The sequence below is a fragment of the Burkholderia sp. AU19243 genome, assembly GCF_018148075.1.
Classification (GTDB): Bacteria; Pseudomonadota; Gammaproteobacteria; order Burkholderiales; family Burkholderiaceae; genus Burkholderia; species Burkholderia latens_A.
In genome coordinates this window covers 19,667-32,145 of the sequence record NZ_JAGSTV010000015.1, presented here as the reverse complement: position 1 = coordinate 32,145, position 12,479 = coordinate 19,667, and the positions used below count along the sequence as shown (strand labels likewise).

The window sequence follows — 12,479 nt, the reverse complement described above, 5'->3', positions numbered from 1 at the left end:
TTTTTACTTCACCGCGCGAGGACATTATCCGCGCAATTCGGGCGGACTGAAACGTTTGCGCGCGCACCAAACCGCTTATATTGAGGATTCCGACACAGTCATACAAAAGCCTTACACCAAGTCACACCGCGTTCGGCAATTCTTGCAATCGGTGCCGGGTTCCTTTTTAATGGAACTGGTTCCAGTCATCCTTGCGGCAGGCAACGCCAGCGCGTGACGCAGCGTCGTGCGCGCGTCATCATGCCGATTCAGGATCGACGAACATACCGCTCAGGATTCGCATCGCCCGTCCTTCCCGGACACCCGTCAAACGAGACCGTCATGCCCGATTCCGCCTCCCTGCAGCAGCTGTTTCCCGCGTATCAAGACATCCCCGCCGAGTTCCGGCTCGCCGCGCCGATCCACCAGCGCGTGTCGCTGGTCGACGGCGAACTGCGTCCGTGGGACGGCGCGACCAAGACCGTGCTCTCGCCGGTGTGCGTGCGCCAGCCGGACGGCAGCGTCGAACAGATGGAGATCGGCAGCTATCCGGTGATGAGGGAGACGGAAAGCGACGCGGCGCTCGACGCCGCGGTGCGCGCGTACGATTCGGGCCGCGGCGAGTGGCCGACGATGAAGGTCGAGCAGCGCATCGCGTGCATGCAGGACTTCATCAAGCGGATGGTCGCGCAGCGCGAGCTCGTCGTGAACCTGATCATGTGGGAGATCGGCAAGAGCCTCGCCGATTCGCAGAAGGAGTTCGATCGCACCGTCACGTACATGACGCAAACGATCGACGCGCTGAAGGAGCTCGACAACGCGAACTCGCGCTTCGTGATCGCGGAAGGCACGATCGGCCAGATCCGCCGCACGCCGCTCGGCGTCGTGCTGTGCATGGGGCCGTACAACTATCCGCTGAACGAAACGTTCGCGACGCTGATTCCCGCGCTGTTGATGGGCAACACCGTCGTGTTCAAGCCGCCGCAGTACGGCACGCTGCTGTTCGAGCCGCTGCTTGAAGCGTTCCGCGATGCGTTCCCGAAAGGCGTGATCAACACGATCTACGCACCCGGCGCGGTGGTCGTGCCGCACATGCTCGCATCGGGCAAGATCAACGTGCTCGCGCTGATCGGTTCGAGCAAGGTCGCCGATCATCTGAAGAAGCAGCATCCGAAGTCGAACCGGCTGCGCGCGATCCTCGGCCTCGACGCAAAGAACGCGGCGATCGTGCTGCCCGACGCCGATCTCGACCTCACGGTGAAGGAGTGTCTGCTCGGCGCGCTGTCGTTCAACGGCCAGCGCTGTACCGCGCTGAAGATGCTGCTCGTGCACCGCTCGATCGTCGACGAGTTTCTGAAGCGCTTCACCGCCGCGCTCGAACAGCTGAAGATCGGCATGCCATGGGAGAAAGGCGTCAGCATCACGCCGCTGCCGGGCATGCATCGCACCGCGTACATGACCGACGCGATCGACGACGCGAAAGCGCATGGCGCGCAGGTCGTCAATCATCAGGGCGGCGAGTTCAGCAAGACGCTGTTCTATCCGGCCGTCGTGTATCCGGTGACCGAAGGGATGAAGCTGTATCGCGAGGAACAGTTCGGGCCGATCATTCCGGTTGCGGCGTTCGACGACGTCGAAACCGCGCTCGACTACGTGACGACGTCCGAGCACGGCCAGCAGGTCAGCATCTTCGGTTCGGATCCGGCGCAGATCGGCGCGCTCGTCGATCCGCTCGTCAACCAGGTGTGCCGGGTCAACATCAACTGCCAGTGTCAGCGCGGGCCCGACGTGTTCCCGTTTGCCGGGCGCAAGGACTCGGCGGAAGGCACGCTGTCGGTGACCGATGCGCTGCGCGCGTTCTCGATCCGGTCGATGGTCGCCGCTAAGCAAACCGAAGGCAGCAAGCATCTGCTCGATTCGATCGTGTCGGACCACTACTCGAAGTTCATCAACACGGGCTTCATTTTCTGAAGCGCTGACGCACGAACGATGCTGTTCGGCGATGCGCCGCGGGTCCGTCGCGGCGCATCGTTCATTCATACGTTCGCTCATGTCGAGCCTCGCGGGATGATGCCGCGATCGTTCGCACCGGTTGCTCGGCTCCCCATCGTCAATCGTCCGCCCATTCGCCCGGCCCGTTGAACGGCGCAACGGCGTGCGCGTCCGTTGCGTACGCATCGGGATCGCGCCGGCGACAACGTCTCGGTTATGAAACATCCGGCGCACGGGTTGCGGGCTTGCGTCGTGCTGCAAACGTCGGCACTCGTCGCCATGCACGACCGACGCGGCGCCCTGCGGCCGCGGGTGCGCGATCGCCGGCGCACACGCCGTGACGGTCCGGCCGTTCCGCAACGGAAACACGCATGCGGTTTCGACGCGGCGTTACGTTACATCGCTGAAGCATTTCCTCGGTCCGCGATCGGGCCCGCGGCGGAGCAAGGCCGCACACACCGTATGGAAGCGCACCTCAATTTTCGGTGCGAGCCAGTACCGGCGGGACGCGCCGGCCGATGCGGCAGCCCGCGTCAACATTGCTCAACAATCTGTTCGCGACGCTGGTACGGAATCTGCATTCGTACGCAGCAACCGCCGCGCCAATGCCGGCGCGGCCACGAACCCGGTTCGGGATCCGTCTGCCGGAATCGCCCGAACGCCCACGCAAGCAACGAGGCTCGTCATGGATGCGCTGCCCAATTCGTCCGATACGTCGTTCCAGCTCTTTCTCGCGAAACTGCTCGAACAGCCGCAACCCGAATGGACCGAAAAACAGCAGATGGAACTCGAGATGGCGCGCTCGCTGTCGACCCAGATGGTTCAATACGCGGAAAGCATGCGCGGCGGCAACGCGGATCTCGCGCGCTGCCTCGTGCTGCTGCGCTATGCGAAGGTCCTCGACTTCATGCTGACGTCGCTCGCCGCGCGCCGCGACATTCATCCGCAAACGCTGCGCACGCTGTTCCGGCTCGCGAACCTGAAGGTCGACGACGCGTATCCGGTGTGAGCCGGCATCCGGCCGCGCAACGGGCCGCGTTGACCTTCACCGCGACGCCGCCGCTCTCCCCGCCATCCACTTTCGGTAACGCCGCGTCTGGCACGTCGCGGCCAGTTGCTGCGACACCAGCGCGCGCAGCGGCGACACGCGCGGATGCGTGCGCCGCCCGGCGCTCAGCCGCGCGAGCTGAAACTTCACGACGGCCATGTTCGCGAGCGAGCCCAGCGTCTTGTTCTTCCACCGGATCGGCTGCAGCGCCGGCGCGCTGTCCTTGCCGGCCCGCCAGTCGCGCGGCAGATTCGGATCGATCGACAGCGCGGTCGCGATGCCGACCATCGCGACGCCGCTCGCGACGACCTGCTCGGCCACCGCGCGGCGCCGGATCCCGCCCGTGACCATGAGCGGCATCGCAGCCACGCCGGCGATGTCCCGCGCGAACTCGAGGAAGTACGCTTCACGCGCCAGCGTGCGCCCGTCGCGCGCGTCGCCCTGCATCGCCGGCGCTTCGTAGCTGCCGCCCGACAGCTCGACGAGATCGACGCCGAGCGGATTCAGCAGCTCGACGACGCGCTTTGCATCGTCCGCGCTGAAGCCGCCGCGCTGAAAATCGGCCGAATTCAGCTTCACCGCGACGACGAACCCGGGCGATACCGTCGCGCGTACGTCGCGCACGATGTCGAGCAGCAGGCGCGCGCGGTGCTCGATGCTGCCGCCCCATGCATCCTGTCGGCGATTGGTCAGCGGCGACAGGAACTGGCTCAGCAGATAACCATGCGCCGCGTGGATCTGCACGCCGGTAAAGCCGCTTTGTTCGGCGAACTGCGCGGCAAGCACGAAGCGGTCGCGCACGTCGGCGATGTCGGCCTCGGTCATCTCCTTCGGCACCGGAAACTGCTTCGACAGCGCGCCAAGCGCGAGCGGCACCGCCGACGGCGCGAGTGTCGGCTGGCCGAGCGCCGCCTGCATTTGCCGCCCCGGATGATTGATCTGCATCCACACATGCGCGCCGCCGGAGCGCGCGACCTGCGCCCAGCGCCGGAAGCGGCCGAGATGTGCGGCGCCGTCGAGCACGACGCCGTTCGGCCCCGTCATCGCGCGGCCGTCGACCATCACGTTGCCGGTCAGGATCAGCCCGGCCCCGCCGTCGGCCCACGCCTGGTACAGGCGCAGCAGCGCGTCGGACGGCGCGTGATCCGCATCGGCCATGTTCTCTTCCATCGCGGCCTTGGCGAGCCGGTTCGGGATCACCGCGCCGTTGGGCAGCGTAAGTGGCGCAAACAGGTTCATGGTGGACATCCTCGATTGACGATGCCCAACCATAACTTTAAAGTCAGCTTCAAGGTCAAGCCCCCTTGGAGCACGAAATGAAAATCGGCGAACTGGCACGCGCCAGCGGCATCGCGGCGTCGCGCATCCGGTTCTACGAAGCTAGCGGCCTGCTCGAGCCGGCGCGTCGCCAGGCGAACGGCTATAGGGAATACGGACCGGAAGCGCTGACGCGGCTCGCGATCATCGACCGCGCGCAACGCGCGGGCTTCGCGCTCGATGAAATCCGCGCGGTGCTGCCCCCTGACCTCGGCGCGTGGCCGCGGGACGAACTGCTGGCCGCGCTGCGGCACAAGGTCGACGAAATCGCGCTGCTCGAACAGCGGCTCGCGCAGAACCGGCGGCGCCTGGAGGTGCTGATCGACGAGATCGCGAACAAGCCCGCCGGCGAGGATTGCGCGGGCGCTGCGCAACGCATGCTCGGCAAGCTGTGCGACGAGGCCGGCGATACGGTGCCGACGCCTGCGCCACGTTCGCGGCCGCGGCCGGTTCGCAAGCGCGCGTGAGCGCTTCGCGTGCTCGGCGTGCGTCGCGCATGCGCGTCATCGCCGCCGCAAGGTAGCGGCCGGCATTGCGCCCGGCCACATGAATTTGCTTACGTCGCAGGTAATCGACGCGCGCCGGCCGCGCACCGATCATGGCTTCACCGATCAACACATTGCATCGATACCCGGAGCCCGCCATGACCGCCTACGCCATCGCCCACCTGCACGACGTTGAAATGTGCGACGACATCGTCGAATACCTCGAACGCATCGACGGCACGCTCGCGCCGTTCGGCGGTCGCTTCGTCATTCACGGCGCGCGGCCCGACGTACGCGAAGGCGTGTGGCGCGGCGACCTGATCGCGATCGCGTTTCCCGATCTCGCTCGCGCACGGGCGTGGTACGAGTCGGATGCATACCGGCAAATCCAGCCGCTGCGCGCACGGCACGCGAGCGGCCCGCTGATCCTGATCGACGGCGTGGACGAACGGCACAAGGCGACGGACATTCTGCGCTGATCGCCGGCGCCCGGCGCCGCCGCCGCGCTTATTTCGCGTCGCGCTCCATCGGCTCGCCGACGACGAAACCGCCGCCCTGGTAGCGCTGCGCCGGATCGTCGTAGTCGGCGGTCGGCGCCGTCACCGGGAACAGCCCGGCGAACTGCTCGGAGCTGTCCTGCGGCCGGAAGCCAAGGAACGCGACTTTCGTGTTGTCCCACCACTTCACCGGGTTATCCGACGCGCCGTAGACAATCGCGTGCCCGACGCGGTTCGTCAGCAACGAGCAGCGCACGAGCTCGATGAAGTCGCGATAGCTGAGGTAGGTCACGAGCATTCGCGGATTCTTCGGGACTTCGAACGATGAGCCGATCCGCAGGCACACCGTCTCGATCCCGAAGCGGTCGAAGTAATAGCGCGACAGCGACTCGCCGAAGCACTTCGTCACGCCATAGAGACTGTCCGGACGCAACGGCGAATCCGCATCGAGCACTTCCGTCACCGGGTGGAAACCGATCGCATGGTTCGAGCTCGCGAACACGATCCGTTTCACGCCGTACTTGCGCGCGGCTTCGTACAGGTTGTACGTGCCGGTGATGTTCGCGTCGACGAGATCGTCGAATGGCGCATCGACCGAAATCCCGCCCAGATGGACGATCGCGTCGACGCCGTCGACGAGGTCCATCACCGCAGGCCGGTCCGCCAGGTCCACGACCCTGGCTTCTTCATGCGCGGCCGCTGCGTCGAGCGCGGCGATGTCGCTCACGCGCACGATGTCGGCCCAGTTCGCCAGCGCGCCGCGCAACTGCCGGCCGAGGTTGCCGGCCGCGCCGGTCAGCAGCACGCGCCGGAACGGCTTGCGTGCGCCGGTGGAGGTGGCGTTCATCGAATCTGTCTCCTTGAATCCATGCCGGATATACCGAAAAGTGGAAAACGTTTTCCAACTATACGCGGGACGAAACCCGGACGTCAATGGCGGGAGCCGTTCGCGATCATCCGCATTTTCCCGATGCCAGTGTGACGGCCGGAGGCCGGCTTTTTCTGCCACAATCGCGGGCAATTGAACGAAAACGTTACCCTTCCGATGAAAAGAGTTTCCCCGACGATCCGCGACGTGGCCGCGGAAGCCGGCGTGTCGGTTGCGACGGTATCCAAGTACGTGAACGGCACGCAGCGCTTCTCGCCGAGCGTGGAAGCGCGGCTCAAGGAAGCGATCGAGCGGCTCGGCTACCGTTCGAACCCGCTCGCGCGCTCGATGATTACGGGGCGCACGCGGACCATCGGCGTCGTGATTCTCGACATCAGCAACCCGCATTTCACGAACGTCGTCAAAGGCGCGAACCGCGTCGCGCTCCAGCACGACTACACGCTGCTGCTCGTCGACACCGAAGAGAGCCAGGCGCGCGAACGTTCGCTGATCGAGGCGCTCGCGCAGCGCGTCGACGGGCTGATCGTCAGCACGCGGATGCCCGACGACGAGGCCGGCTGGATGCTCGACCTGCACAAGCCGCTCGTGCTGCTGCGGCGCAGCCCCGGTCTGCCGATTCCGAGCGTCGGCATCGACAACCGGCTCGCCACCTACATGCTCGCGCGGCACATGCTCAATCTCGGCCACACGCGCATCGCGTACCTCGGCTTCGGAACCGCGCGCGTGAACGACGAACGGATCCAGGGCGCGCGCGACTGCCTCGCCGAAGCGGGGCTCACGCTCGACGTGCACGACGCGCACGCGCCGACCGCCGAAGCCGGCGAGCGCGCATGCTCGCGCGTGATGCTCGGGCCGCAGCGTCCGCAGGCCGTGATCTGCTACAACGACCTGATCGCGCTCGGCTTCATGAAGGAAGCCGCGTCGCTCGGATTCCGGCTGCCGCAGGACGTATCCGTTGCAGGCATCGACAACGTGCCGTACGGCCAATATGCGGCGCCTGCGCTGACCACCATCGACATCCAGAGCGAAAACATGGGCGAACTCGCGATGCAGAAGCTGATCGACGCGCTCGCCGGGCGCACCGACGCGAGCTACTCGACGTTCGAGCCGCGGCTGATCATGCGTGCATCGACGGCCGCGGCCGGTTGAACCGGTCGGCGCGCGCGCTCGGCTCTTCCAGCCGGCGGGCACCGCTTCGCCGCACTTCAAATGAAAACGCGCCGCCTGCAGGCGGCGCGGTCGTTTGCCGCGACGCGATCACGCGTCGAGCTTCGCCGGCTTCATCTTCGGCGTGAGCACGTGCATGACCGCCAGCGCGAGCAGGTACGCCAGCGCGCCGATCGCGAACAGCACCCAGTAATGGCCGGTGCGTTGCAGCACCTGGCCAATCACTTCCGAGAACAGCACGCCGCCGATCGAGCCGGCCATCCCGCCGATGCCGACCACCGACGCCACCGCACGGCGCGGGAACAGGTCGGATGCCGTCGTGAACAGATTCGCCGACCAGCCCTGGTGCGCGGCGGCGGCAACGCCGACGATCAGCACCGCGATCCAGAGGCTCTGCACCTGCGATACGAACGCGATCGGCAGCACACAACACGCGCAGATCAGCATCGCCGTCTTGCGCGCACCGTTCACGCTCCAGCCGGCGCGCAGCAGCACCGACGACAGCCAGCCGCCGCCGATGCTGCCGACCGTCGTCAGCGCATAGATGCACACGAGCGGCAGCCCGATATGCTGCATGTCCATCCCGCGCGACTCGTTCAGCCACTTCGGCAACCAGAACAGATAGAACCACCACACCGGATCGGTCAGGAACTTGCCGATCAGGAATGCCCACGTCTCGCGCTTGCGGATCAGTTCGCCCCAGCGCGGCGCGCCGGCATCCGCGTTCGCCGCGTCGAGCGCTTCGGCTTCGTCGCGTGGCTCGTCGTACTCGGCTGCGAGCGCGCGCGTGTCGGCCGTCCGGTACATCACCAGCCACACCGCGAGCCACACGATGCCGATCGCGCCGACGATCACGAACGCCGCGCGCCAGCCGTACGCCACCGCGATCGCGGGAATGATCGCCGGTGCGAACACCGCGCCGATGTTCGCACCCGAGTTGAAGATGCCGGTTGCGAGTGCGCGTTCGCGGCGCGGAAACCATTCCGCCGTCGTCTTGATCGCCGCCGGGAAGTTGCCGCCCTCGCCGATCCCGAGCAGCGCGCGCACGGCCGCGAAGCCCGCCACCGAGCCGACTGCCGCGTGCAGCATCGCCGCGATGCTCCATACGAGCATCGCGACCGCATACGAGATGCGCGTGCCGAGCCAGTCGACAATGCGCCCGAAGCCGAGCAGGCCGATCGCGTAGAACGCGGAGAACGCCATCACGATGCGGCCGTACTGCACCTGGCTCCAGCCGATGTCGTGCTGGAGCATCGGCGCGAGCAGGCCGAGGATCTGGCGATCCATGTAATTGATGACGGTCGCGAAGAACAGCAGCGCACAGACGGTCCAGCGATAGCGGCTCGCGGCCGCGCGGACCGCGCCGACGACGGCAGATTGCATGAATGTCTCCGATGCGCGGCCGCGCCCGTCGCGCCGCATGTCGATGCGTATCCATGACCGGCGACGGGCGCCGGCGCGGGCAGCGGCCCGCCGTTGCGTGGCGCAGCCGCCTCCCCAGCGAATGCTGGAAAACGTTTTTCAAAGCATAGGATGCCGGGCGGTGCGTTGTCAGTCCGGGATTTCGATGAGTCATCTCAAATTCAGTCGCGCGAAAAGAGACGACTGTTTCGCAGAATGGCATTAACCGTTTTTCCCCGATTTTCCGGCAGCGAAACCACGGGATGACTCGCCGGCGATTCCGGCCAGAATCGGTCGCGCCGATGGTTTACAGTCGTCCCGTACGCGTCGATCCCGAGAGCTGCTGCGGCTCTGCTGTCGCGAGACAGGCGTTTCGGCGGCGCGCGTACGCCGCGCCGCCGCGTTCATGGAGAAGCTTTCCGATGACACCCGCTCATCTGATTTCGAGCCCGCTTGGCGACATCGCCATCCGCATTGAAGAGGATGCGTTGACGGGCCTGTTTTTCGTTGGCCAGAAATACTATCCGCCGCTTGCGATCGCACCGGATGCGAACGCGCGCAACGCGTCGCCGCTCGTACGCAAGGTGGCCGAAGAAGTTGCCGAATATTTCACCGGCACGCGCGAAAGGTTCAGCGTGCCGATTCAACTGCGCGGCACCGCGTTTCAACGCAGCGTGTGGGCGCAACTGCTCGCGATTCCATTCGGCGAGCTCGCGTCGTATGGCGATATCACCGCACGCGTCGGGCTGCCTATGAGCGCCGCGCGTGCCGTCGGCGGCGCGGTCGGCCGCAATCCCGTGTCGATCATGGTGCCGTGCCATCGTGTAATCGGCGCGTCGGGCAGCCTGACCGGGTATGCGGGCGGGATCGAACGGAAGCGCGCGTTGCTGTCGCTCGAAGGCGCCGGATTCGCGCGTGACGCGCTTCATCCGGTTCAGCAAACGCTCGCGTTCTGATGCGGGAAACGCTTGCCCGCTCGATGCGCGTCGTCCGGCCTAGCCGCCATCGCGCTTGCGCGTCGCATGCGCCACCCGTGCGTTCGCCTCGAATTTCGCGCGATGCGTCGAGAAGAACGTCCGCACGTTGCGCACGTTCGACGCGCCGGTGAACAGCCGCCGCGCGAATACGTCGTATTCGGCGACGTCGGCCAGATCGGCCACCACCACGAAATCCGGCCCAGGCGACACGCGATAGCACTGCGTGACCGCGGGCTCCGCGCACACGTACGCTTCGAACGCATCGTAGTCTTCGGCCGTCTGCCGGTCGAGGCTGATTTCGATCAGCGCTGTGACGCCCGTGCCGATCGCGCGCGGATCGAGCACCGCGATCTGACGGCGGATCACGCCCGCCTCCGTCAGCCGTCGAACGCGGCGCATGCAGGTCGGCGGCGACGACAGCGCGCGTTCGGCGAGTTGCAGATTCGAAATCGATGCGTCGTCCTGCAGGATCGCGAGAATGCGCAGGTCGAGTTCGTCGAGGGTGATGCCGGCCATCCACGGCTCCTTTCGATCAAGGCTTGAAATTTAATTTCAACATGATAACCGCCCGCTGCCTTTTTTCACTAGCGCGCTTATTTTGAAATTTAATTCCATTCGCTCGCTTCTACCATCGCTGTCACGGATTCAGACACGACGTTTACGGAGCGCGATATGTGTGGAATTGTCGGAGCGGTTGCCCAGCGGGACATCCTGCCGAACCTCGTCGACGGGCTGAAGCGGCTCGAATACCGCGGTTACGATTCGTGTGGCGTCGTGGTGTACCGCGACCGTGCGCTGGCACGCGCGCGCAGCGTCGACCGCGTCGCCAGGCTACAGCGCGAGATCGCCGAGCACGCGTTGTCGGGGTACACCGGCATCGCGCATACGCGCTGGGCGACGCACGGCGCACCCGTCACACTGAATGCGCACCCGCACTTCTCGCCGAGCGACGACAACGCACGCATCGCGCTGTCGCACAACGGAATCATCGAGAACTGCGACCAGCTGCGTGCGGAACTCCAGGCACACGGCTACGTGTTCGCGAGCCAGACCGACAGCGAGGCGATCGCGCATCTGATCGATCATATGTACGACGGCGACCTGTTCGACGCGGTGCGCCGCGCGGTTGCGCGCCTGCGCGGCAGCTTCGCGATCGCGGTGATGTGCCGCGACGAGCCGCACCGGATCGTCGGCGCGCGCGACGGGATGCCGCTTGTCGTCGGTGTCGGCGACGGCGAAAACTTCCTGGCATCGGATGCGATCGCGTTGTCGGGCATCACCGATCGCGTCGCGTACCTCGAAAACGGCGACGTCGCCGACATCCAGCTGCATCGCTACTGGATCGTCGATGCGGCCGGCCAGCGCGTCGAGCGCGCGGTGCAGCGCGTGGCCGCGCATAGCGGCTCGGCCGATCTCGGTTCGTATCGCTACTACATGCAGAAGGAGATTTTCGAGCAGCCGCAGGCGGTGGCCGACACGCTGCTCGACGTCGCGTCGATCATGCCCGAGCTGTTCGGCGACGGTGCGTGGCGCGTGTTCAACGACGTCGATTCGGTATTGCTGCTCGCGTGCGGCGGCAGTTATCACGCGGCGCTGACCGCGAAGTACTGGATCGAGAGCCTCGCGAAACTGCCGGCAAGCGTCGAGATCGCGAGCGAGTTCCGGTATCGCGACAGCGTGCCGAACCCGCGCACGCTCGTCGTCGCGGTGTCGCAGAGCGGGGAGACGGCCGACGTGCTCGGTGCGGTACACGTGGCGAAGCAGCGCGGGATGATGCATACGCTCGCGATCTGCAACGTCGCGACGAGTGCGCTGATGCGCGAATGCACGCTGCAATTCGTGACGCGCGCCGGGATCGAGATCGGAGTTGCGTCGACGAAGGCGTTTACGACGCAGCTCGTTGCGCTGTTCTTGCTGACGCTGTCACTGGCGCAGGTGCGCGGGCGGTTGAGCGATGCCGACGAGCACGAGCATTTGCGCGCGCTGCGCCATTTGCCGGATGCGATGGCGAAGGTGCTTGCGCTGGAACCGCAGATCATGGGCTGGTCGGAGCTGCTCGCGCGACGCGACAACATGCTGTTTCTCGGGCGCGGGATGCATTATCCGATCGCGCTCGAGGGCGCGCTGAAGATGAAGGAGATTTCCTATATCCATGCGGAGGCTTACCCCGCCGGGGAACTGAAGCATGGGCCGCTCGCACTGGTCAGCAATGAAATGCCGGTGATTGCGGTGGCGCCGAACGATGTGCTGCTGGAGAAGCTGAAATCGAACATGCATGAGGTCAGTGCGCGGAACGGCAGGCTTTTCGTGTTCGCGGACGTGGATTGCGGGCTGGCGCCGGGCGACGGGATCGACGTGATTCGGCTCAACGAGTACTACGGGCCGCTGTCGCCGATTCTGCATACGGTGCCGATGCAGTTGCTGGCCTATCACGCTGCGTTGGCGCGAGGAACGGATATCGATAAGCCGAGAAATCTGGCTAAGTCGGTGACGGTGGAGTGAGGCGGCTCACGGGTTCGTGTTCTTAGCAACTTTGAATAGTTTCACTTAACGCGTTCGGAAAAATTTCACTTAACACCTTTCGATACCTCGCAAATCGAAGCGGGGCGGGGCTTAAGTGGAAGTATTACAAGAACGATTTGGCGGGGCTGACAGCCAGCGCGCGGTAGAAAACAGACCCGGCGCGCTGGTCACCAGGCCGAGGACTCCGGCGTCGGACCTACGCGC

General features: G+C 65.6%; 10 protein-coding genes and 1 pseudogene. 7 read left to right on the top strand and 4 right to left on the bottom strand.

All coding sequences use genetic code 11. From position 1 onward, the window contains the following. Positions 1-321: 321 nt before the first annotated feature. Both KDW55_RS23920 and KDW55_RS23915 read left to right on the top strand, forming a co-directional pair. Positions 322-1,950: an NADP-dependent glyceraldehyde-3-phosphate dehydrogenase gene (locus tag KDW55_RS23920; protein WP_212160564.1), complete on the top strand. Its 1,629-nt coding sequence runs from the start codon at positions 322-324 to the stop codon at positions 1,948-1,950. Positions 1,951-2,656: 706 nt separating this feature from the next. After that, positions 2,657-2,980: a hypothetical protein gene (locus tag KDW55_RS23915; RefSeq protein WP_040140930.1), complete on the top strand. Its 324-nt coding sequence runs from the start codon at positions 2,657-2,659 to the stop codon at positions 2,978-2,980. Between the two features lie 36 nt (positions 2,981-3,016). Here KDW55_RS23915 and KDW55_RS23910 read toward each other — a convergent pair whose 3' ends face one another. Next, a complete protein-coding gene (locus KDW55_RS23910) occupies positions 3,017-4,258 on the bottom strand; it encodes an NADH:flavin oxidoreductase/NADH oxidase family protein (protein WP_212160565.1) in 1,242 nt (413 codons plus the stop codon). A 77-nt stretch (positions 4,259-4,335) separates the two neighbouring features. Between KDW55_RS23910 and KDW55_RS23905 the strand changes: the two genes are divergently transcribed. Next, positions 4,336-4,803, top strand: coding sequence for a MerR family transcriptional regulator (locus tag KDW55_RS23905; protein ID WP_040140928.1), 468 nt, complete (start codon positions 4,336-4,338; stop codon positions 4,801-4,803). Positions 4,804-4,979: 176 nt separating this feature from the next. Then, positions 4,980-5,300 carry a DUF1330 domain-containing protein gene (locus tag KDW55_RS23900; protein WP_040139113.1) on the top strand — a complete coding sequence of 107 codons (321 nt, stop codon included), beginning with the start codon at positions 4,980-4,982 and terminating at the stop codon, positions 5,298-5,300. 28 nt (positions 5,301-5,328) lie between these two features. On the opposite strand, the gene KDW55_RS23895 is transcribed toward KDW55_RS23900, so the two are convergent. Continuing rightward, the gene (locus KDW55_RS23895) at positions 5,329-6,165 is read right to left on the bottom strand and encodes an NAD(P)-dependent oxidoreductase (protein ID WP_212160567.1); all 837 of its coding nucleotides are present in this window, start codon (positions 6,163-6,165) and stop codon (positions 5,329-5,331) included. A gap of 86 nt (positions 6,166-6,251) precedes the next feature. On the opposite strand from KDW55_RS23895, the pseudogene KDW55_RS23890 reads away from it, so the two are divergent. After that, positions 6,252-7,356, top strand: a pseudogene (locus tag KDW55_RS23890) (LacI family DNA-binding transcriptional regulator). A 108-nt stretch (positions 7,357-7,464) separates the two neighbouring features. Here the strand turns inward: KDW55_RS23890 and KDW55_RS23885 are convergent. Next, complete coding sequence (locus tag KDW55_RS23885; protein ID WP_212160568.1) at positions 7,465-8,757, bottom strand: MFS transporter; 1,293 nt, start codon at positions 8,755-8,757, stop codon at positions 7,465-7,467. Between the two features lie 440 nt (positions 8,758-9,197). Here KDW55_RS23885 and KDW55_RS23880 point away from each other — a divergent pair, with 440 nt between their 5' ends. Further along, complete coding sequence (locus tag KDW55_RS23880) at positions 9,198-9,731, top strand: methylated-DNA--[protein]-cysteine S-methyltransferase (protein ID WP_040139110.1); 534 nt, start codon at positions 9,198-9,200, stop codon at positions 9,729-9,731. A gap of 39 nt (positions 9,732-9,770) precedes the next feature. Here KDW55_RS23880 and KDW55_RS23875 read toward each other — a convergent pair whose 3' ends face one another. Continuing rightward, positions 9,771-10,268, bottom strand: coding sequence for an Lrp/AsnC family transcriptional regulator (locus KDW55_RS23875; RefSeq protein ID WP_069242599.1), 498 nt, complete (start codon positions 10,266-10,268; stop codon positions 9,771-9,773). Between the two features lie 156 nt (positions 10,269-10,424). Here KDW55_RS23875 and glmS point away from each other — a divergent pair, with 156 nt between their 5' ends. Beyond that, positions 10,425-12,254, top strand: a complete 1,830-nt coding sequence (gene glmS / locus KDW55_RS23870) for a glutamine--fructose-6-phosphate transaminase (isomerizing) (RefSeq protein WP_212160569.1) — start codon at positions 10,425-10,427, stop codon at positions 12,252-12,254. The last annotated feature ends 225 nt before the right edge of the window (positions 12,255-12,479 follow it).